General features: G+C 68.6%; 19 protein-coding genes. 7 read left to right on the forward strand and 12 right to left on the reverse strand.

Going from position 1 to position 20,501, the window contains the following annotated elements:
• Positions 1–145: 145 nt before the first annotated feature.
• The 3 genes from ATK30_RS09720 to ATK30_RS09730 all read left to right on the forward strand — a co-directional run bounded on the left by ATK30_RS09720 (position 146) and on the right by ATK30_RS09730 (position 3,261).
• Positions 146–772, forward strand: a complete 627-nt coding sequence (locus tag ATK30_RS09720) for a DUF1345 domain-containing protein (RefSeq protein WP_101435296.1) — start codon at positions 146–148, stop codon at positions 770–772.
• A gap of 156 nt (positions 773–928) precedes the next feature.
• Positions 929–2,275 carry an ankyrin repeat domain-containing protein gene (locus tag ATK30_RS09725; protein WP_101435297.1) on the forward strand — a complete coding sequence of 449 codons (1,347 nt, stop codon included), beginning with the start codon at positions 929–931 and terminating at the stop codon, positions 2,273–2,275.
• 89 nt (positions 2,276–2,364) lie between these two features.
• The gene (locus ATK30_RS09730; RefSeq protein WP_101435298.1) at positions 2,365–3,261 is read left to right on the forward strand and encodes a nuclear transport factor 2 family protein; all 897 of its coding nucleotides are present in this window, start codon (positions 2,365–2,367) and stop codon (positions 3,259–3,261) included.
• 695 nt (positions 3,262–3,956) lie between these two features.
• Here the strand turns inward: ATK30_RS09730 and ATK30_RS09735 are convergent.
• Positions 3,957–4,988 (reverse strand): MerR family transcriptional regulator, encoded by a 1,032-nt coding sequence (locus ATK30_RS09735; RefSeq protein ID WP_101435299.1) that lies wholly within the window; start codon positions 4,986–4,988, stop codon positions 3,957–3,959.
• Positions 4,982–5,662, reverse strand: coding sequence for a HEAT repeat domain-containing protein (locus ATK30_RS09740; RefSeq protein WP_101435300.1), 681 nt, complete (start codon positions 5,660–5,662; stop codon positions 4,982–4,984). Before ATK30_RS09740 ends, ATK30_RS09735 begins: the two co-directional genes overlap by 7 nt.
• 262 nt (positions 5,663–5,924) lie before the next feature.
• On the opposite strand from ATK30_RS09740, the gene ATK30_RS45005 reads away from it, so the two are divergent.
• Positions 5,925–6,080 carry a hypothetical protein gene (locus tag ATK30_RS45005; protein WP_158242459.1) on the forward strand — a complete coding sequence of 52 codons (156 nt, stop codon included), beginning with the start codon at positions 5,925–5,927 and terminating at the stop codon, positions 6,078–6,080.
• A gap of 149 nt (positions 6,081–6,229) precedes the next feature.
• On the opposite strand, the gene ATK30_RS09745 is transcribed toward ATK30_RS45005, so the two are convergent.
• The 4 genes from ATK30_RS09745 to ATK30_RS09760 form a co-directional block, all read right to left on the reverse strand.
• Entirely contained in the window at positions 6,230–6,496 is a 267-nt protein-coding gene (locus tag ATK30_RS09745; RefSeq protein ID WP_101435301.1) for a DUF397 domain-containing protein, read from the reverse strand.
• A 98-nt stretch (positions 6,497–6,594) separates the two neighbouring features.
• A complete protein-coding gene (gene ilvC / locus ATK30_RS09750) occupies positions 6,595–7,608 on the reverse strand; it encodes a ketol-acid reductoisomerase (RefSeq protein WP_037367175.1) in 1,014 nt (337 codons plus the stop codon).
• A 42-nt stretch (positions 7,609–7,650) separates the two neighbouring features.
• Entirely contained in the window at positions 7,651–8,157 is a 507-nt protein-coding gene (ilvN, locus tag ATK30_RS09755) for an acetolactate synthase small subunit (RefSeq protein WP_009074017.1), read from the reverse strand.
• Entirely contained in the window at positions 8,154–10,040 is a 1,887-nt protein-coding gene (locus ATK30_RS09760) for an acetolactate synthase large subunit (protein WP_167441873.1), read from the reverse strand. Before ATK30_RS09760 ends, ilvN begins: the two co-directional genes overlap by 4 nt.
• A 324-nt stretch (positions 10,041–10,364) precedes the next feature.
• Here ATK30_RS09760 and ATK30_RS09765 point away from each other — a divergent pair, with 324 nt between their 5' ends.
• Both ATK30_RS09765 and ilvD read left to right on the forward strand, forming a co-directional pair.
• Positions 10,365–10,931 carry a PH domain-containing protein gene (locus ATK30_RS09765; protein WP_208637312.1) on the forward strand — a complete coding sequence of 189 codons (567 nt, stop codon included), beginning with the start codon at positions 10,365–10,367 and terminating at the stop codon, positions 10,929–10,931.
• A 72-nt stretch (positions 10,932–11,003) separates the two neighbouring features.
• The gene (gene ilvD / locus ATK30_RS09770; protein WP_101435304.1) at positions 11,004–12,848 is read left to right on the forward strand and encodes a dihydroxy-acid dehydratase; all 1,845 of its coding nucleotides are present in this window, start codon (positions 11,004–11,006) and stop codon (positions 12,846–12,848) included.
• A 545-nt stretch (positions 12,849–13,393) separates the two neighbouring features.
• Here the strand turns inward: ilvD and ATK30_RS09775 are convergent.
• Together ATK30_RS09775 and ATK30_RS09780 are read right to left on the reverse strand one after the other, a co-directional pair.
• Positions 13,394–13,969 (reverse strand): DoxX family protein, encoded by a 576-nt coding sequence (locus ATK30_RS09775; RefSeq protein WP_101435305.1) that lies wholly within the window; start codon positions 13,967–13,969, stop codon positions 13,394–13,396.
• Between the two features lie 105 nt (positions 13,970–14,074).
• Positions 14,075–14,983, reverse strand: a complete 909-nt coding sequence (locus ATK30_RS09780; protein ID WP_101435306.1) for a 2-hydroxyacid dehydrogenase — start codon at positions 14,981–14,983, stop codon at positions 14,075–14,077.
• A gap of 58 nt (positions 14,984–15,041) precedes the next feature.
• On the opposite strand from ATK30_RS09780, the gene ATK30_RS09785 reads away from it, so the two are divergent.
• Positions 15,042–16,250: a PQQ-dependent sugar dehydrogenase gene (locus ATK30_RS09785; protein ID WP_101440731.1), complete on the forward strand. Its 1,209-nt coding sequence runs from the start codon at positions 15,042–15,044 to the stop codon at positions 16,248–16,250.
• 307 nt (positions 16,251–16,557) lie between these two features.
• On the opposite strand, the gene ATK30_RS09790 is transcribed toward ATK30_RS09785, so the two are convergent.
• The 4 genes from ATK30_RS09790 to gatC are packed head-to-tail and all read right to left on the reverse strand — an operon-like array spanning position 16,558 to position 20,392.
• Complete coding sequence (locus ATK30_RS09790; protein WP_101435307.1) at positions 16,558–17,076, reverse strand: hypothetical protein; 519 nt, start codon at positions 17,074–17,076, stop codon at positions 16,558–16,560.
• The gene (gene gatB, locus ATK30_RS09795; RefSeq protein ID WP_101435308.1) at positions 17,077–18,582 is read right to left on the reverse strand and encodes an Asp-tRNA(Asn)/Glu-tRNA(Gln) amidotransferase subunit GatB; all 1,506 of its coding nucleotides are present in this window, start codon (positions 18,580–18,582) and stop codon (positions 17,077–17,079) included.
• On the reverse strand, positions 18,579–20,096 hold the full coding sequence (gatA, locus tag ATK30_RS09800) for an Asp-tRNA(Asn)/Glu-tRNA(Gln) amidotransferase subunit GatA (RefSeq protein WP_101435309.1): 1,518 nt from the start codon (positions 20,094–20,096) through the stop codon (positions 18,579–18,581). Before gatA ends, gatB begins: the two co-directional genes overlap by 4 nt.
• Positions 20,093–20,392: an Asp-tRNA(Asn)/Glu-tRNA(Gln) amidotransferase subunit GatC gene (gene gatC, locus ATK30_RS09805; RefSeq protein WP_009073996.1), complete on the reverse strand. Its 300-nt coding sequence runs from the start codon at positions 20,390–20,392 to the stop codon at positions 20,093–20,095. Before gatC ends, gatA begins: the two co-directional genes overlap by 4 nt.
• Between the last annotated feature and the right edge of the window lie 109 nt (positions 20,393–20,501).

Here is a 20,501-nt window from a genome sequence, read left to right on the forward strand (position 1 = left end):
GCACTTCCGCGTCCGACGCAGGACTTCCTGACGAACACTTCCCCTGAACAGGCGATCCCGACGGGATCGTTTCGCCGTCCAGAGGCGACAACCCGCTGTTACCTTCGCGAGACGCCCTCGCCTGCGTTCGCCCTGGGAGCCGCCGGTGTTCACGAAACTCGCCCTCACCGCGTCCCGGTTGGTCGAACTCGTCCTGCTGGCGCTGGGGATCGTCACCTTCGTCAAGGACGACAACGTCCTCGCTCTTCTCTCCTGGGATCTGCTCGCGCTGGTCTACCTCGGCATCCGCATCGCGCGAGTGTCCTGTAGCCGGAAAATCGACCACACCGACGCCCGGTGGCTGAAAGGCGTCCTCGGACGTCGGCTCGGACTCCTGTTCACGCTGTTGACCAGCCTCGTCGGCGTCACCGCCGGCCTGTCGATCGTCATGCCGGAAACGGCCGGCATCGACCCCACCGACGCGAAAGTCGTCGGCGTCCCCGCGGTCCTGCTGGCCTGGGCGATCCTGCACTTCGGTTACGCGGAGCGTTACGCGCAGACGTACTACGACAGCCTGCCGACACAGCACTTCCGCTTCCCCGAAACCGAACGTCCCACGCTGGCCGATTTCACCTATTTCGCGTTCACCATCGGGACAAGCTTCGCGGTCTCGGACGTCGAAACGCGGACGACGTCGATCCGCTCCCTGGTGCTCGCGCACAGCGTGCTGTCGTTCATGTACAACACGGCCACGCTCGGCATCGCGGTCAGCGTCATCACCGGCGGACGTTGACCTGAGTGAGCTAAAGTGTTTCTCGCGCGGCAGGGGCCGCGTCCTGTCCGCGGAAAGGGCTGAGCCCGCCCCCGTACCACGAGTTGCCGAGCTTTCTTTCTTCCCTGCCCGGTGCCGGCGGACCACGGGGCGCGCAAGGGAAGGAAGGACTCCCTGATGACGGCTTTGCCCGCCAAGCCCGACCTCGGCCAGCTCCGCAAACAGGCGAAGGAACTCGCCCGCGCCGACTCGGTCGCACTGTCGGAAGCGCAGTTCCGGCTCGCTCGCCGCTACGGATTCCCCAGCTGGCCGCAGCTTCAGGCGTACGTGCGCCGAATCGCCGAGCACGGACCAGACGTCCAGCATGCCTACCACCAGGACGTCGAGTACTACCACGGCCGCGCCGTCGGCCTCCTCGCCTCAGCCGAAGACGGCACCCCGGACGCCCGCGCCGCCTTCGACCGGCACAAGCAACCGCTGACCCGCACCGGCGCGTTGACCGTCGTCGCTCGGGAGCACGGCTTCCCGACGTGGCGGGCACTGAAGGCCTATGTCGAGGATTTGCCGAAAAACGGCGAACCGTTCGCCCGGGCCTATCAGCTGGTGGAAGCCCGCGACGTCGACGGCCTGACCACGCTGCTGACCGAAGCTCCGCACCTGGCCCACGCCCGCGGCACCAACGGGAACGATCTCCTCGGCATGGCCTCCGCGACCCATGACGAACGCCTCGTCCGCGTCCTGCTCGCCCACGGTGCCGACCCCGCGCGAGCCAACGCACACGGATGGACTGCCTTACATCAAGCTGCTTACAGCAATTTACCACTGATCGCCGACATGTTGATCAACGCCGGCGCACCGTTGGCCGTTTCTGGCCGCGGAGACGGCGGAACCCCGCTCATCGTGGCCCTGTTTTGGGGAAATCGCGCTGTTGCCGAAAAACTGGCCACGCACGAACGGTCCCCTCACAACCTCCGCGTCGCAGCCGGTCTTGGCGACGACGCACTGCTGGATGAACTCGTCAGTCCAAAGGGGACTCTTTCTCCAGCAGCCGGTGCACACCGTGAGTTCTACCGGCCGCACAGCGGTTTTCCCTTCTGGCAGCCGACGAACGACCCCGCAGAGATCCTCGACGAATCACTCTCCTGGGCGGCCCGCAACAACCAAGTAGCCGCACTCCGCACCTTGGCGGCGCGCGGCGCAAACCTGGACGCCGACGTCTACCGCGGCACCGCCCTCACCTGGGCAGCGGCGCGTGGCCACTCAGCGGCAACAGAAACGCTGCTGTCACTCGGCGCGAACGTCAACCAGGTCGGCACCTTCGGCGGTCCACGCCACGGCGTCGGCATCACAGCACTGCACCTGGCCGCCGAAGGCAACCACCTGGACGTCATCGAACTCCTCGTAAACGCCGGTGCCGACCTCGCCGCCCGCGACTCCATCTGGGACAGCACCCCTGAGGGCTGGGCAGAAGCCTGCGACAGCGCCGCCGCTCAAGAGCTGCTGCGCCGCCTCAGTCGCCGCTAATCGGCAACGCCCGACGGTAGACAACCGGAGTCTGCAGTCCGTATCTTTGCGGACTACAGACTCCGGTTAACCGACCCGTGGAGACCCTCATGACCACGCCACGCGACCTGTTCGACCAACTCTCCAGCGGAATCACCGACGGTCGTTTCGCCGATCTCGCGCAGCTCTACGCCGAGGACACCGTCGTGGAGCACCCCACCGCAGTGCCCAGGCCCGGACGCATGGAAGGCCGCGCCGCAGTGCACGACCGTTTCGTCAGCGGCCTAGGCCAAACCCTTCGCCTCAAACGCCACGACGTGACCGTCCACGAAACCGCCGATCCGGAGGTCATCGTCGCCGAATACCAGTACACCGCCGAATCGCGGAAAACCGGCCGAACGACCGAAACGGCCAACATCCAGGTCCTCCGCGCCCGCGACGGACTCCTCACCCACACCCGCGACTATCACGACTACCTGCGCCTGGCCGCCGTCCAAGACGCGACCGCCGGCCTAGTCGAGGCATACGCCCAAGCGCCCGCTTACGAATCTCGCCCCATCGCGCCGCACCCGGCTGAACTCTTCCCACCGAACAGCCGTGAAGGCGTTTTCCAACGAGTCGTCTTCGGCGTCGCCGACGGGCGCTGGTCCGAACTCCCCGACCTCTATGCGGCAAAAACCGATGTGCGGCATCCGTTCCTGCCCGGAGCCCCCGTCCTCCGCACCCGAGACGACCTGCGCACCCACTTCGCCGCCGGTGCCGCGGCAGCCTTCCGCATCGAGGTGACCGATCTGGTTCTCCACCTGAGCACGGATCCGGAAGTCATCATCGGCGAATCGACCTACGTGGGCGAAACCAGCTCCGGGACCCCCTTCCAGGCGAACAACATCTTCGCAATGCGCATCCAAGACGGACAGATCGTCGAATCCCGCGACTACGGCGACCATCTCGCCCTGGCCGCAGCCACCGGGCGGCTACCGGAACTCATCGCCCGCGTCGCCGAATAATGGCAACTCCTCCACTCGTTCGCCACTGAACGGCTACGCCTCAGCCGACACCGGACGCCCTGGCTGCTCACGACAGCCAGCACTGCGACGCCGGTGGACATCCTCGCCAACGCTGGACACAACCACGCGGCTCAGCACAACGTCGCCACTCAACGGCGAATCGGCGTCACGCCGCCCGACGACAGCGAACCGACCGTTGAAACCGTCGTCGCCATTCAGCGGCAACATCAACCACGACGCCGCGGCCGCCCAGCAACCACTCAGCCAAGCCGTCGCCGCTCAACGACTACAACTGCCATCCCGGCCGTCGTCATTAGACGGCGACCGCACACCGCCACGCCCCTCGCCACTCAGCGGCAAACGCCAACCACCGCAGCCCCTCGCCTCTCACCGGCGAACGTCACGCCCACGCTCGTCACCGTTCGACGATGCAACGGCCGTCCCAGCTGTCGCCGCTCAACGGCAAACGCTCCACCGCCACAGCCCTCGCCGTTTAGCGGCGAAGGCCAAGGCCTGGCGGCACCGTCTCCACGGCTTTCGCCAGGCAACGGCAATTCACTCCACAGGCCGCCGCCCAACCGGCCACACCGGTCGGTGCTGAACGGCAACACACGCCAAAGCAACTTTCGCCACTAAATGGCAAATGCCTCTGACCAGCACCGACCCCCCGAATTCCCGCCAGCCACCCGCACTGGCTAGGTGCTTTCAGAGCCCTCACCACCAACGCCCTCACGCTCTTCAACCACCCTCAGAAGAGCCGAAGCCACCAACGCCACATCCCGATCCTCATCCCCCGCCAACCGCTGCAACGCCCCATGCGCGAGAGTCTCCGGCATCTCCGCGAGCGCCTGCGTCAACCGGATCCGCACCGCGGAATCCGCAGGGTGCGCCGCCGACGCGTCGACCAACGCGCCAACGATCCCCTCCACACCCCCAGACGCCAGCGCGCCCAAAACCTCGGCCGCCTCGACGTCGTTTCGCCCCTCGACGACCATTTCGACAAGCGTCGGCACCGCCTCCTCCGCACCACGCGCACCGAGAGCGAGCGCCGCGTGCCGACGGACCACAGCGTCCGAACCAGCGAGCGCGTCCATTAACACCGCAGTCGCCTCGTCGCCGGGCAGCTCGATGAGCGCCAGGATCGCGCGTCGGCGGATGTCGGCGTTGTCCGAACGAAGCCCGGACGCCACATTCGCCACCCCGTCGCCGCCGGTCCGGGCGAGGGCCCACCGAAGCGCGCCGGCGACATTCGGGTCGGATTCGGCGAGAACCGCTTTGGCCAGAACCTCAGCGGGAACCGGCACCTCGTCGGCGGGAGCCAGGATCGTCTGCTGCCGACGAGCGGCACCAGGGGAACTGAGCCCACGCAGCAGTTCGACGATGCGCAAGGCACCCTCCCAGCCAGAGGGTGCCGAGGCATCAACCGCACGGAGCCGGTCGAGCAGCTCCTGTTCCCGCTTCAGCCGGTCTTCGGTCCGCCGAATGAGGTCGCGGACGAGCTCCGACGGCACGAAGGCGGGATCCTCCAGCGCCCGTCCGATCTGCCGCAGCGACATCCCGAGCGACCGGAGGCTCTCCACATGGAAGATCCGGCGGATGTCGTCCTCGGAGTACTCGCGATAGCCGCCCACGGTGCGACCGGTCGGCCGCACCAGCCCGAGGGCGTCGTAGTGCCGGAGCATCCGGGTACTCACCCCCGAGCGGCGGGCGACCTCGCCGATCAGCACGCGGTTTCCTGAGCCCGCTCCGGACCGAGCGCGACGATCCGTTTGGCCTCGCCCACGGCCTGGTCGAAACCGGTGTCCGGATCCCGCAGCAGCCGCTCGGTGGCAACGGCGTGCTCCCGAACGGCCGGGTCGACGCTCGCCACTGCGGCCTCCAAAGCCGGCTCGATAACGGGGCCGAGCGCGACCAACGCCCGGCTGAGGCTGAGCTGCACGGTTCGGTTGCCACGGCCAAGTTGGGTCGCCAATTCCGCAGCCAGCGCGGCCTTGTCCCCGTCCAGCACGAGGACGACAGCCGCCCGCCATGCGCTTCTCGCGACCTCGTCGTCGGAGTCGTGCAGCAACGATCGGGTGATCACTGGCCACGCGATCCGGTCGCCGATTTTCGACAACGTGTGCAGCGACTGGCTCCGGGCCTGCGCCACCGGGGACCGCAGCTCCGCCAGAAGCCGCGGCACCGTGTCCCCCGCCGGGAATCGGGTCAACGCCCAGGTGAGCATGTCGCGTACATAAAAGTCCGGCTCGATCGCGCACCGTGCGACAAGCGCCTCGACGAGACCAGGGCCGTCCGGGTGCGTTCCGATCGTCAGGGCGGCCCGCAGCCGCGTCGACGAGTCCCCGGCACCCAACGCCTCGATCAGCCGGGTCGGCCGGAAATTCCTCTGAGTCGAGTTCATCGGGATCACCTCCGCCGACCAGTGAAGACCTTGTCACAATGTCAAGGTCAAACCCGGCGGGCAAAAGGAACTGTCGCCGCTCAGTGGCGAAACCGGCCTACACCCACTCCGCCCCGACAGCGACGCTCGTGCACGGCGCTCGCAGCGCACTACGGCGTGCCGCCGGTACTGGCAAGCGGCGATGACACCGTGGCCCCTGAGACCGCCGAAGTTGCTCCGGGCATCTGGTGGTCAGACACGCGCTGGTGCTCGCGCGGCCGCGATGCTGCATCCGGACGAGGCGTGCGACCGGATCGAACGCGCGGTCCCGGAGGCACTGGCCAACCGCGGGGACGACCGCACTCTGCGCTGCTCAGCACCGGACTTCCCGACGGCCTACCAGGTCACCGAACTCCTCGCGACACTCGGAGCGCTCTGACCCGGACGACCGAACCCAGCCCGCCCACGAAGACGCACTGGGCTCTGACCTGGGCATTCGTACCGCGAACCGCAGATTCGCCACTAAACGGCAACAGTCGTCCAACGGCAATCAAGCCGATCTCCCGGACAGAAAGGCCCGACGAAAACCTACGACTCCCCCGGCAACTCGAACTCCCCGTCCCGAACCCCGCGAGTGAACGCGTCCCATTCCGAAGGCGTGAACACCAGCACCACCCCGTCCGGATCGGACGGCTGCCGGATGGCCACGTAGGTCACCCCGTCCGAGTGCGGTACGAACGCGAACTCCGCGCAGTGCTCCAGGGTCACGCCCGGCGGTTCGGCGCGGATCCAGGTCGCGCCGGTCAGGTCGAGCTCGTGCCGGATCTGCGCCTTGTCGTCGGTCGGGCGGCTCATCCGCACAGCGTATCCGCCATTCGGCGGCAACGCCTTGGAACGAAAAGAGACCCTGCCGTCCGGCGAACGGACGACAGGGCCTCCTCCTGGGAAACCGGTCAGGCGGTCTCGGTGATCGGGCGGTCCACCCACGACATCAGGTCGCGCAGCTTCTTGCCGGTCTTCTCGATCGGGTGCTGGTTGCCCTGCTCCTCGAGCTTCGTGAAGTTCGGCCGGCCCGCCTCGTCCTCGGCGACCCATTCGCGGGCGAAGGTGCCGTCCTGGATCTCGCCCAGGATCTTCTTCATCTCCTCCTTGACGGCCGGCGAGATGACGCGCGGGCCGCGGGTGAGGTCGCCGTACTCGGCGGTGTCGGAGATGGAGTAGCGCTGGCGCGCGATGCCGCCCTCGTACATGAGGTCGACGATCAGCTTCAGCTCGTGCAGCACCTCGAAGTAGGCGATCTCCGGGGCGTAGCCGGCCTCGGTGAGCACCTCGAAACCGGTCTGCACCAGCGCGGACGCGCCACCGCAGAGCACGGCCTGCTCGCCGAAGAGGTCGGTCTCGGTCTCCTCGGTGAAGGTCGTCTTGATGACGCCGGCCCGCGCGCCGCCGATCGCCGCGGCGTAGGAGAGCGCGAGCGCCTGGGCGTTGCCCGAAGCGTCCTGCTCGACCGCGATCAGGCAGGGCACGCCCTTGCCGTCCACGAACTGGCGGCGGACCAGGTGGCCCGGGCCCTTCGGGGCGACCATCGCGACGTCGACGTTGGCCGGCGGCTTGATCAGGTCGTACCGGATGTTGAAGCCGTGGCCGAAGAAGAGCGCGTCGCCGTCCTTGAGGTTCGCGGCGATGTGCTCCTCGTAGATGAAGCGCTGCTTCGTGTCCGGCGCGAGGATCATGATCACGTCGGCCTCGGCGGCCGCCTCGGCGACCGACAGCACGCGCAGGCCCTGCTCCTCGGCCTTCGCCCGGGACTTGGACCCCTCCTGCAGGCCGATCCGGACGTCGACGCCCGAGTCGCGCAGGCTGAGCGAGTGCGCGTGGCCCTGGCTGCCGTAGCCGATCACGGCGACCTTGCGACCCTGGATGATCGACAGGTCGGCGTCGTCGTCGTAGAAGATTTCCACTGCCATGGGGGGTACTACTTCCTTCCGTACTTACACGAAATCTGAGGTTCAGCGGGGAGAAGCGGCGGTGATCGAGCGGGCCCCGCGGCCCACCGCGACCATGCCGGACTGGACGAGTTCGCGGATGCCGTACGGCTCCAGCATCCGCAGCAGCGCGCCGATCTTGTCCGACGTCCCGGTCGCCTCGACGGTGAGCGCCTCCGGCGAGACGTCCACCACCTTGGCGCGGAAGAGCTGGACGGTCTCGAGGACCTGGCTGCGCACGGTGGCGTCGGCCCGGACCTTCACGAGCAGCAGTTCGCGCTGCACCGCGCTGCCTGCTTCCAGCTCGACGATCTTGATCACGTTCACCAGCTTGTTGAGCTGTTTGGTCACCTGTTCGAGCGGTAGCTCTTCGACGGCGACCACGATCGTCATGCGGGACACCTCGGGGTTCTCCGTGGGCCCGACAGCAAGGGACTCGATGTTGAAGCCGCGGCGGGAGAACAGTCCGGAGACCCGGGCGAGCACACCGGGCTTGTTCTCGACCAGCACGCTCAGCGTGTGGACAGTCATGCTTGCTCTCCCTCCGCGGCGGCGGCCTCGACAGCTTCCTGCGAAACCTCGTCGTCGTCGAACAGCGGCCGGATGCCGCGCACGGCCATGATCTCGTCGTTCCCGGTGCCCGCGGCGACCATCGGCCACACCTGGGCATCCTTCCCCACGACGAAATCGATCACGACGGGGCGGTCGTTGATTTCCATCGCGCGCCGGATCGTCGCGTCGACGTCCTCCTTGGCCTCGCAGCGCAGGCCGGCGCAGCCGAGCGCCTCGGCCAGCAGCGTGAAGTCCGGGATGCGGTGCTTGTGCGTGCCGAGATCGGTGTTGGAGTACCGCTCGGAGTAGAACAGGTTCTGCCACTGGCGGACCATGCCGAGGTTGCCGTTGTTGATCACGGCGACCTTGATCGGCGCGCCCTCGATGGCGCACGTGGCGAGTTCTTGGTTGGTCATCTGGAAGCAGCCGTCGCCGTCGATCGCCCACACCTGCGTGTCCGGCAGGCCGAACTGCGCGCCCATCGCGGCCGGCACGGCGAAGCCCATGGTGCCGAGGCCGCCGGAGTTGATCCAGGTGCGCGGCTTCTCGTACTTCACGAACTGCGCGGCCCACATCTGGTGCTGCCCGACGCCCGCCGCGTACACCGCGTCCGGGCCGACCAGTTCGCCGATCCGCTCGATGACGTACTGCGGCGACAGCGAACCGTCGTCGGGCCATTCGTAGCCCGCCGGGTAGTCCTCGCGCCACGAGTCGACCTGCGTCCACCAGTCCGTCAGGTCGGGACGGGCGCGGTCGAACTCGGTCTTCACCGCGTCGATCAGCTCGCCGATGATCTCCTTGCAGTCGCCGACGATCGGCACGTCCGCCTTGCGGTTCTTGGAGATCTCGGCCGGGTCGATGTCCGCGTGGACGATCTTCGCGTCCGGCGCGAACGACGACAGCTGGCCGGTAACCCGGTCGTCGAACCGGGCGCCGAGCGCGACCAGCAGGTCGGCGCGCTGCATCGAGGCGACCGCGGCGACGGACCCGTGCATGCCGGGCATGCCGACGTGCTGGCGGTGCGAGTCGGGGAACGCGCCGCGCGCCATCAGCGTGGTCGCGACCGGGATGCCGGTGAGCTCGGCGAGTTCGCGCAGCTGCTCGGACGCCTCGGCCTTGATCACGCCGCCGCCGACGTACAGCACCGGCCGCTGGGCCTGCGCGATCAGCTTCGCGGCCTCGCGGACCTGCTTGCCGTGCGGCCGCAGCGTCGGGCGGTAGCCGGGCAGCCGGAGCTCAGGCGGCCAGGAGAACGAGGTCATCTCCTGCAGCACGTCCTTGGGGATGTCCACCAGCACCGGGCCGGGCCGGCCGGTCGAGGCCAGGTGGAACGCCTCGGCGATCGCCCGCGGGATCTCCGCCGGGTCGGTGACGAGGAAGTTGTGCTTGGTGATCGGCATGGTGATGCCGCAGATGTCGGCTTCCTGGAACGCGTCGGTGCCGATCAGGTTGCGCGACTGCTGCCCGGTGATGGCGACGACCGGAACCGAGTCCATGTTGGCGTCGGCCAGCGGGGTGACGAGGTTCGTGGCGCCCGGACCCGAGGTCGCCATGCAGACGCCGACCTTGCCGGTCGCCTGCGCGTAGCCGGTGGCCGCGTGCCCGGCGCCCTGCTCGTGGCGGACCAGGACGTGCCGGACCTTCGTGGAGTCGAGCAGCGGGTCGTAGGCGGGAAGGATGGTGCCACCCGGAATGCCGAACACGACCTCCGCGCCGACCGCCTCAAGCGAGCGGACGAGCGACTGCGCGCCGGTGACGCGCACCGGCGTACCCGCCGGCGGGGCGGGCTTCGGACGTGCTCCTGGGACACCGGGCGCGGTCGGCCCGGGCTTCGCGTCGCTGCGCGACGTGGCACTGGTCATCGGTTCTGCCTCGTGGGTTCTCGGTGTCACTCGTTCGGGTTGTCTGGGCCGTACTTCCGGTCGGGGAACCGGTTTCACGCAACAAAAAACCCTCGCCGACCGTAAGGTCGCACGAGGGTCGCGCGTCGACGCAGAGGACTCTTCCTAAGCGTCGGCGCGCTGAGGAAGTACGAGACCGGTCTGCGTAATCACGGCATGGACGTTAGTCGCGCGCCCGGGCGAGTGTCAACTCTACGGGACAGCGGTTCCGCATCGTGGACGGCCAGTACTGCCCGCGCGCGACCCGGACGCAGGTCACTCCGGGCACCGGTGCACCATTCCTTCGTGGCCAAGAAACAGCAGGAACAGCGTGCGGACGAGGGCCGGAAGGCCGTGTTCCGGATCCCCACCACGGCGTATCTCGCGATCGGTCTGCTGACCGTCTGTGTGACACCTATCGCACTGGGCGAGATCGGCGGATTCCAGTGGCTGTACGTCTTCCCGCTCGCGCTGCTCGTGTTCGTCGCGCGCACGCGCACCGTCGCGACCCGCGAAGGGCTGCACGTCCGGACCGTCTTCGGCCAGCGCGACCTGCCGTGGTCGTCGCTCAAGGGGTTGGCGATCACTAACAAGGCTCGCGTGCGCGCCGTCCTCGGCGACGACACCCAGGTCAGTCTTCCCACGGTGCGGACGCGGCATCTTCCGGTGCTGGCACTGGTGAGCGAGGGCAAGATCCAGGACCCGTCCGGCGTGCTGAGCGACGAGGAGCTCACCGGTCAGAAACCGCCCGCCGAGACCGCGCCGGACGCTGCCGCGGAGCCCGCCCCGGAATCCGCTCCCGAGCCCGCCGAGCCGGAGCCCTCCGCCGACGCGGAACGGACCGGCGGCGGCAACGGCAAACCAGCCGAGTAGAATTGGTAGAACCAGTTTGCGGAGCCGTAGTTCCCCTCCGCCTGGTTCAGCCTTCTGACCTGGGAGAATGCCGTGCCGCACCTCCGTTCCCGGACCACCACCCACGGTCGCAACGCGGCGGGCGCACGCTCGCTCTGGCGTGCGACCGGAATGACCGACAGCGATTTCGGCAAGCCGATCGTCGCGATCGCCAACTCCTACACCCAGTTCGTGCCCGGCCACGTGCACCTCAAGGACCTCGGCGAGATCGTCGCCGAGGCGGTCGCCGAAGCGGGCGGCATCGCGCGCGAGTTCCACACGATCGCGGTCGACGACGGCATCGCGATGGGTCACTCGGGCATGCTCTACTCGCTGCCCTCGCGCGAGATCATCGCCGACTCGGTGGAGTACATGGTCAACGCGCACCAGGCCGACGCGCTGGTGTGCATCTCGAACTGCGACAAGATCACGCCGGGCATGCTCAACGCCGCGATGCGGCTCAACATCCCGACCGTGTTCGTCTCCGGCGGTCCGATGGAAGCCGGCAAGGCGGTGGTCGTCGAAGGCGTCGCGCACGCCCCGACCGACCTGATCACCACCATCGCGGCGTCCGCGAACTCGGCGATTGACGAGGCCGGCCTGGCCGAGGTCGAGCGCTCCGCCTGTCCGACCTGCGGTTCGTGCTCCGGCATGTTCACCGCGAACTCGATGAACTGCCTCACCGAAGCGCTGGGATTGTCGTTGCCGGGCAACGGTTCCACGCTCGCGACACACGCGGCTCGGCGCGAGTTGTTCTCCAACGCCGGACGCACGGTGGTCGAACTGTGCAAGCGCTGGTACGGCGAGGACGACGAGTCGGCGTTGCCGCGGTCGATCGCCACGAAGGCGGCGTTCGAGAACGCGATGGCGCTCGACATGGCCATGGGCGGCTCGACGAACACCGTGCTGCACATTCTCGCCGCCGCGCAGGAGGGCGAGGTCGACTTCACGATCAGCGACATCGACGCCATCGGGCGGCGCGTGCCGTGCCTGTCGAAGGTCGCGCCGAACTCCGATTACCACATGGAAGACGTCCACCGGGCCGGCGGAATCCCCGCCATCCTGGGCGAGCTGTACCGCGGTGGCCTGCTGAACACCGACGTGCACGCGGTCCACGCACCGGACCTCGACACGTGGCTGAACGAGTGGGACATTCGCGCCGAGTCTCCTTCGGAGAAGGCGCTGGAGCTGTTCCACGCCGCACCGGGCGGGGTGCGGACCACGCAGGCGTTCTCAACGGACAACCGCTGGTCGTCCCTGGACACTGACGCTGCCGGCGGCTGCATCCGCGACGTCGAGCACGCCTACACGAAGGACGGCGGCCTCGCGATCCTGCGCGGCAACCTGGCCGAGAACGGCGCTGTGATCAAGGCCGCGGGCATCGACGAAGACCTGTGGCACTTCCAGGGCCCGGCGCGGGTGCTGGAGAGCCAGGAGGAGGCCGTTTCGGCGATCCTCAAGAAGGAGATCCAGCCGGGCGAGGTGCTGGTCATCCGCTACGAAGGCCCGGCCGGCGGCCCCGGCATGCAGGAAATGTTGCACCCGACGGCGTTCCTCAAGGGTTCCGGCCTCGGCAAGAAGTGCGCGCTGATCACCGACGGCCGTTTCTCCGGCGGCTCCTCGGGTATTTCGGTCGGCCACATCTCGCCGGAAGCCGCCGCGGGCGGTCTGATCGGCCTGGTGGAGAACGGCGACCAGATCGTCCTGGACGTCCACGAGCGGCGGCTCGAGTTGCTGGTCGAACCGGAGGTTCTGGCGGAACGGCGGGCGAAGATGGAAGCTTCGGAGCGTCCGTGGCAGCCGAAGGACCGGGAGCGCCCGATCACCTCGGCGCTGCGGGCCTATGCCCGGATGGCCACGTCGGCCGACACCGGCGCTGTTCGGGACCCGAACCGCTGATCCTGCTGTTTGCTTCTGCTGGAAGGGGTCCGCGCGAGGTGCGCGGGCCCTTTTCCGTGTCTCGGCTAGGCGACTGCCGCTGCAGGAATCTCGGCCGCTGCCGCCGGATCCCGGTCGACGCGATTCGCCGCTCAACGGCCAACGGTCACCGCGGCCGACCCGCGGCCCGCTCCCCCGGCCCACAACATTCGCCACTCAGCGGCGAACGCTCTCTCGGCCCCAGCCCCGGATCGACCCGAATCGCCGCTCAACGGCGAACGGCCACCCCGGCTCAGCCCGCAACGCCGATCGACGCCATTCGCCACTAAACGGCCAATGGGTCCCCCGCCCTCGCCACGACTCCACCTCCAGCCCGCGACGCCTTCGTCCACAGTCGCCATTCACGGGCCGATCCCACCAGCATCGAGCCCCAGGATTCTCGCCCTGACCTGGTATTCGCCACTAAACGGCAACACCCCAACGGCCTGGTCACCGACCGGAGCACCCACCAACCCGCCGTTGCCTCCAGCCGACCACACCGGGCCAGCGACAGACTCCGCGCCGGGTCAGCGAGTCAGAACGATGACCACCACAGACGCAGCCGCGGCCAGCAGCAACGAGATAAACCCAAGGGGCAGCGGCCGCTTCCGCCACGGCGTGTTCCGCTCCAGCGAGACGGTGCCCGCGCCGGTAAAGATCAGCGTCAGCGCGCATACGCCCAGCAGCAGCTCGTACTCCCAGCCCTGGCCCGTGCCTTCGAAGAAGCCGCCGTGGAACTTCGCGTAGACGATGTTCGCGGCCACGCCCAGCAGCCCCGCCGCGGCGAGCGGCGTGAACAGGCCGACGATCAGCAGCGCGCTGCCCGCGACCTCGGTAACGCCGGTGATCCAGGACAGCAGCGTCGTCTGTTTGTGGTACCCGAACATCTCGAGCACGTGCGCGAACCCGCCGACGCCCGGTCCGCCGAAAGCGCCGAACAAATGCTGCAGGCCGTGCGCACCCATGATCACGCCGAGCCCCAGGCGCAAGACGAGCAGGCCGAAGCCGAGACCGCCCTGCCGGGGTTCGTCGTAGTCGTTGCCGGCAGAGTCCTCGACACCGGACAGCACGCTGGTCTGGTAGTCGTCCCCTTGAGTGGTCACGCGGCGAAGATTAGGGGATTCGGCCGTGCCCCGCGAGCGAGCACGCCGAGGTCAGGGGCTCTTTCAGGGTTCACCCTGAGCGCCGGGCCGACATCCGGGAAATGATCAGTATTCGCCGCGCACGAGATTGCCAGGCAGTTCTCCGCCAGCGTACCGGGCGATTTCCGCCGCAGCCACCAAATAAGCGCGCCGCCGGACGCCCCGCACCGCTCCGGCCACATGCGGCGTCAGCACGAAACCGGGCGCTGTCCACAGCGGATGGTCCGCCGGCAAAGGTTCGGGATCGGTCACGTCGAGCGCCGCGCGAAGCCGTCCCGCCGCGAGCTCCGCCGCCAGCGCGTCGGTGACCACGACTGGCCCTTGAGCAGCATTGACCAGCACCGCGTCATCGCGCATGGCCGCAAGAAAGTCGGCGTCGACCATGCCTCGCGTCCGCGACGTGAGGGGGACCATCATGACCACCACATCGTGGTCCGTCAGCAGTTCCGGCAACTCATCGACACCGTGCACGTCCTCACGCGCCGACATTCCGACCATCGTGCAGCGAACGTCGAACGGCTCCAACCGCCGCCGCAACTGCCGCCCGACATCCCCAGCCCCGACGATCAGCACGCGCTTCCCCTGCAACGTGTCGGACGGCAACTGCTCCCAGCGTCCAGCCCGTTGCGCCGCCGCGTAGACGTCCAGATTCCGGTACATCGACAGCAGGACGCCGACGACCCACTCCGCCATGCTGCCGCCGTGCGCGCCGCGGCAGGTGGACAACAGAACGCCGTCCGGGACGCGGCCGACCCAGTCCTCAGCTCCAGCGGTCAGCAACTGCACCAGCTTGAGGTTCGGCAGGTCGCTCCAGATGTCGTCGCCCGCCGAATCCATAGGCGGGACGAGCACCTCGGCTTTCGCAGCCTCCGGCGGCAACGGGCGGCCCCATTCGTAGCGCACCGCGTGGACGAGAGGGATTTCGGACAGCACGGCGACGCCCTCGTCGTCCGGGACCAGCACGGTGACTGTCATGATCACCACCGTAACCACTTACCAGTGGCTCACGCCGCGCCGCCTACGCTGGGACATCATGCGTACCCGGTACCGGTGGTCGGCGCCGCTGGCCCTCCTCGCCTGCGGCGGCCTCGTGCTTTCCGGCTGCGCGCGGTTCGACGACACCGCCGCCGGCCAGGCGTTCACCCCCGCGCCGGTGCCGAGCCCGGAGTCTCCGCCGCAGGTCCAGGAACACGGCGACAGCCCTGGCGGCGGTCCCCCCACCGGCCCCGCGCAAGCACCGCCCTCGCCAGTTCCGCCTCCGCAAGGCTGCAAGGACTTCGACAAGGCCGTCATCGCCACCTGCCTCGACACCGTCGCCGCCGTCGCCGGACTTCCCGGCGAGGGATCCGCGCCAGCCGCTCTCGCCGGTGAGCGGAAAACCGGGCGGGTCATGCTGGCCAGCTCCGGGCATGACGCGACGTCGTTCGCGCAACTGGACGTCCAAGCCGACGGCGACGGCGGGCTCACCAGCCTGGCGCTGTCGCCCAGCTACGTCGAGGATCAGCTGGTCTTCGCCTATGTGACCACGGCGTCGGACAACCGCGTCGTGCGATTCGCCAAGGGCCAGGCCCCGAAGCCTGTGCTGACCGGAATCCCGAAAGGCCCCACGGGCAACCGCGGCGCGCTGGCCAGCGACGGAAGCGGCGCACTGCTCGTCGCGACGGGCGACGCCGGCAACCCCGCCGCAGCCGCGGACCCGAATTCCCTGGCAGGCAAGGTTCTCCGCATCGATGTCTCCGGCAAACCGGCGAGTGGGAATCCCACGTCCGGGTCCGCCGTCTACGCCTCGGGCCTGCATTCCCCCGGCGGCATCTGCCGTTCGTCCGACGGGAAGCGCGCGTGGGTGACTGATCACCCGGCCAACGGCCCGGACGCCGTGTACCGCCTCCAGTCCGGACAGCCGCTCAACACCCCCGCGTGGACCTGGCAAGACAGGCCTTCCCTCGGGGGCTGCGTCGATTTCGTCGACGCGAACGGCATCCTCGGCATCGCGTCGTCGACCGGCCTGCAGAACGTGCCGGTCAACAAGGACGGCGCGGTCACCGGCAAGCCGACGGTCACCCTCGACGGCAAGAGCAAGGCCACCACGACGTACGGCCGGCTCTCCGCCATGAGCATGATCAACCCGCAACTGGCCGTCGCGGGAACCGTCAACAAGGACGGCGGCAAACCAGTCTCCAGCGACGACCGCGTGGTCCTGATCGTGGTAAGCGACACGGGCGGCGGTCCGGGCAAGGACTGACACTCGGTGTGCGCTGACTGAGCCCTTTCGGGGGCCCGAAAGGCCAGTTGACCTGCGGTTAGCCAGTTAGTGGCGACAGCTGATCCGTCATCGCGGCCGGTGACATTCAGCATCGCTCAACCTGGCCGTCCGGGGTTTCCCTGCCAGCAAAGTTCGCCACGAAACGGCGACACTCACCGACCCATCAACGGGAACCGCCCAACCGATGCCGCTGCGCCGTCACCGCCCGCACCACGACGAGGCCATCTCCCCTCGCCATCGAACGGCGAATCCGCCAGCAGCTCAGCCAGGAACCCGGCGTCGCCGTTCAGCGGCGACGACGCGAAGCCCGGCTCTCCGCCCGAGCCGCCCGGATGTCCACGATCGCCACCACGACCGATCCGACCGCGAACGCCATCCCCAGATACCGCCCGACCCCAGCCGAGATCGACACGCCCGCAGCGTCGAGGAAGGCACGCTGGTCACTGTCGAACACCCAGTCCAGCGTCGTCCAGCCGATCACCATCAGCAAAACCGTCGTCAGGCCACCCACCAGCCACAGCTGCGGCAGCCCGTTCACCCGTGCCTTGGTGACCTGCCCGAACAACACCACCGCAAGCCCCACCACGGCCAGCAGCAGCGGCGGACCCCAGGAAAAGAGGTCCGAATTCCACGCGGTACGCACGACGTCGCTATGCGGCAACGTCCGGAACGCGTCGCGGACGTCGGACGTCGCGGTATCCGCTGACAGCACTGTCCAGGGCAGGGCCGTCGACCCGACCGCGAGCAGCCCGGCCGCCAAGCCGAGCCACTCGCGCCAGGTGACGCGTCGAAGCGAGAAAGCCACTCAGGAACCGACGCGCTCGATGATCAACTCGCGCACCCGCTTGGCGTCGGCCTGGCCCTTGGTCGCCTTCATGACCGCGCCGACGATCGCGCCTGCCGCGGCGACCTTGCCGCCGCGGATCTTGTCGGCGATGTCCGGCTGGGCGGCCAGGGCTTCGTCGACAGCGGTGAGCAGCGCCGAATCGTCGGAGACGACCTTCAGACCGCGCTTCTCGACGACCTCGCGCGGCGAACCCTCGCCGGCGAGGACACCCTGTACGACCTCCTTGGCGAGCTTGTTCGTCAGCTCCCCGGAGGACACGAGCCCGATCACCTCGGCGACCTGCACCGGCGTGATCGCCAGTTCGGCCAGCTCGACCTCGCGCGCGTTCGCTTCCTGCGCGAGCGTGTTGACCCACCAGCCGCGTGCTTCGTCCGGCGTCGCACCAGCCTCGACTGTCGCCGCGACGAGCTCGACGGCACCGACGTTCAGCAGGTCGCGCAGCGCTTCGTCGGAGAGCTTCCACTCTTCCTGGATCCGCTTGCGCCGCTCCCACGGCATCTCCGGCAGCGTCGCGCGCAGTTCCTCGACCCACTCGCGCGACGGCGCGATCGGCACGAGGTCGGGCTCCGGGAAGTACCGGTAATCCTCCGCGGTTTCCTTGGCACGCCCGGACGACGTGGTGCCGTCGGCCTCCTGGAAGTGCCGCGTTTCCTGGCGGATCGACCCGCCTTCGGCGAGAATTGCCGCCTGGCGCGTCATCTCGTACCGCACCGCGCGCTCGACACTGCGCAGCGAGTTGACGTTCTTCGTCTCGGTGCGCGTGCCGAATTCCGTCGCGTCCTTGGCCATCAACGACACGTTCGCGTCACAGCGCAGCGAGCCCTGGTCCATGCGCACGTCGGACACGTCAAGCGCGCGCAGCAGGTCGCGCAGCGCGGTGACGTACGCGCGCGCCACCTCGGGCGCGCGTTCGCCGGTGCCGGTGATCGGCTTGGTGACGATCTCGATCAGCGGCACGCCGGCGCGGTTGTAGTCGAGCAGCGAGTGCTCGGCACCGTGGATCCGGCCGGTCGCGCCGCCGATGTGCAGCGACTTGCCGGTGTCCTCTTCCATGTGCGCGCGCTCGATCTCGACGCGCACGACCTCGCCGTCGTCCAGCGTCACGTCGAGGTAGCCGTCGAACGCGATCGGCTCGTCGTACTGCGACGTCTGGAAGTTCTTCGGCATGTCCGGGTAGAAGTAGTTCTTCCGGGCGAACCGGCACCACTCCGCGATCTGGCAGTTGAGCGCGAGACCGATCCGGATCGCGCCCTCGACCGCCTTGCCGTTCACGACCGGCAAGGAGCCGGGCAGGCCGAGGCAGGTCGGGCACGTCTTGGTGTTCGGCTCGCCGCCGAACTCGTTGACGCAGCCGCAGAACATCTTCGTGTTCGTGCTGAGCTCCACGTGGACCTCGAGCCCGAGCACGGGGTTGAACCGCTCGATGACCTCGGCGTAGTCCATCAACTCGGCCACGGCAGTCACTTCGTTCCTCCCAGCTCCGGAACCTGGTGCACGAGCGAGCCGCCGGCAGCGGCGTCGCGCGCGGCCTCGTACGCGGCGCCGACGCGGTACAGCCGGTCGTCGGCGAGCGCCGGGGCCATGATCTGCAGGCCGACCGGCAGCCCGTCCTCGTCGGACAGTCCGCTCGGGACGCTCATGGCGGCGTTGCCCGCGAGGTTCGACGGGATGGTGCACAGGTCGGCGAGGTACATCGCCATCGGGTCGTCCACGCGCTCGCCGAGCTTGAACGCCGTCGTCGGCGTCGTCGGCGACACGAGCACGTCGACCTTCTCGAAGGCCTGCGTGAAGTCGCGCGTGATGAGCGTGCGCACCTTCTGCGCGGAGCCGTAGTACGCGTCGTAGTAGCCCGACGAAAGCGCGTACGTGCCCAGCATGATGCGACGCTTCACTTCAGCGCCGAAGCCCTTCTCGCGGGTCAGCGACATGACTTCTTCGGCGCTGTGCTCGCCGTCGTCCGAGACGCGCAGGCCGTACCGCATCGCGTCGAAGCGCGCGAGGTTGGACGACGCTTCGCTCGGCGCGATCAGGTAGTAGGCAGGCAGCGCGTACGTGAAGTGCGGGCACGACACCTCGACCACTTCGGCGCCGAGAGCGCGAAGCTGCTCCACGGCGGCCTCGAATGACCGCAGCACGCCTGACTGGTAGCCGTCGCCGCCGAACTCCTTTACGACGCCGACGCGTACGCCGGACAGGTCGCCCTGCGCGCCTTCGCGCGCCGCAGCGACAACCGGCGGCACCGGTGCGTCGATGGACGTCGAGTCCATCGGGTCGTGGCCAGCGATCACTTCGTGCAGCAGTGCGGCGTCAAGCACCGTACGCGCACACGGCCCGGCCTGGTCGAGCGACGACGAGAACGCCACGAGCCCGTAGCGCGACACTCCGCCGTACGTCGGCTTCACGCCCACAGTGCCGGTGACAGCGCCGGGCTGACGGATCGAGCCGCCGGTGTCCGTACCGATCGCGAGAGCCGCCTCGAACGCCGAAATCGCCGCGGACGAGCCACCGCCCGAACCGCCCGGGATGCGCGCGTGGTCCCACGGGTTGTGCGTCGGCCCGTACGCCGAGTTCTCCGTGGAGGAGCCCATCGCGAACTCGTCCATGTTCGTCTTGCCGAGGATCACGACGCCGGCTTCGCGCAGCTTGCGCGTGACAGTCGCATCGTACGGCGGCAGCCACCCCTCGAGGGTGCGCGACCCGCAGGTCGTCGGCACGCCCTTCGTGGTCAGCACGTCCTTCAGCGCCAGCGGGACGCCCGCCAGCGGCGACGCCGGCTGCTCTCCCGCGGCCAGCTGCTCGTCGACCGCCTTGGCCGCGCCGAGCGCGCCTTCCGTGTCGACGTGCAGGAACGCGTGCACGTGGTCGTCCACCGCGGCGATGCGGTCCAGGTGCGCCTGCGCGACCTCGACCGCGGACACCTCGCGCGCGTGGATTTTCGCCGCCAGCTCGGCGGCAGTCAGCTTGACGAGTTCGCTCACTGTTCTTCTCCCAGGATCCGCGGCACCCGGAACCGGCCGTCCTCGGCGGCCGGCGCCGCGGCCAGCGCGTCCTGCTGTTCGAGGCTGGGCCGGACGGTGTCCTCGCGGAAGACGTTCGTCAGCGGCACGGCGTGCGAGGTCGGCGGGACGTCTTCCGCGGCGACTTCGCTGACCTTCGCCACCGAGTCCAGGATCTGGTCGAGCTGGCCGGCGAAAACGTCCAGCTCGTCGTCGGTCACGGCCAGCCTGGCCAGCCTGGCGAGGTGCGCGACCTCGTCTCGGGAAATGTTGGGCACGCGGGTGACTCCCGGGGTGTGCTGTGCGGGTGCTCTCGGAAGCTGCAAGTCTATGGTGACGGCGTCGGACGGTTCGACCGGGTTATCGGGCCGCGGGCGCCGGGCAGGG

It is taken from the genome of Amycolatopsis echigonensis, assembly GCF_002846615.1.
Lineage (GTDB): Bacteria > Actinomycetota > Actinomycetes > Mycobacteriales > Pseudonocardiaceae > Amycolatopsis > Amycolatopsis echigonensis.

What these genes read in the sequence shown, in the direction of transcription:
- ATK30_RS09725 (WP_101435297.1), top strand. Translation starts at nt 929, where the DNA reads ATGACGGCTTTGCCCGCCAAGCCCGACCTCGGCCAGCTCCGCAAACAG.
- ATK30_RS09730 (WP_101435298.1), top strand. Translation starts at nt 2,365, where the DNA reads ATGACCACGCCACGCGACCTGTTCGACCAACTCTCCAGCGGAATCACC.
- ATK30_RS09740 (WP_101435300.1), bottom strand. Translation starts at nt 5,662, where the DNA reads ATGAACTCGACTCAGAGGAATTTCCGGCCGACCCGGCTGATCGAGGCG.
- ATK30_RS45005 (WP_158242459.1), top strand. Translation starts at nt 5,925, where the DNA reads ATGCTGCATCCGGACGAGGCGTGCGACCGGATCGAACGCGCGGTCCCG.
- ATK30_RS09745 (WP_101435301.1), bottom strand. Translation starts at nt 6,496, where the DNA reads ATGAGCCGCCCGACCGACGACAAGGCGCAGATCCGGCACGAGCTCGAC.
- ilvC (WP_037367175.1), bottom strand. Translation starts at nt 7,608, where the DNA reads ATGGCAGTGGAAATCTTCTACGACGACGACGCCGACCTGTCGATCATC.
- ilvN (WP_009074017.1), bottom strand. Translation starts at nt 8,157, where the DNA reads ATGACTGTCCACACGCTGAGCGTGCTGGTCGAGAACAAGCCCGGTGTG.
- ATK30_RS09760 (WP_167441873.1), bottom strand. Translation starts at nt 10,040, where the DNA reads ATGACCAGTGCCACGTCGCGCAGCGACGCGAAGCCCGGGCCGACCGCG.
- ATK30_RS09780 (WP_101435306.1), bottom strand. Translation starts at nt 14,983, where the DNA reads ATGACAGTCACCGTGCTGGTCCCGGACGACGAGGGCGTCGCCGTGCTG.
- ATK30_RS09785 (WP_101440731.1), top strand. Translation starts at nt 15,042, where the DNA reads ATGCGTACCCGGTACCGGTGGTCGGCGCCGCTGGCCCTCCTCGCCTGC.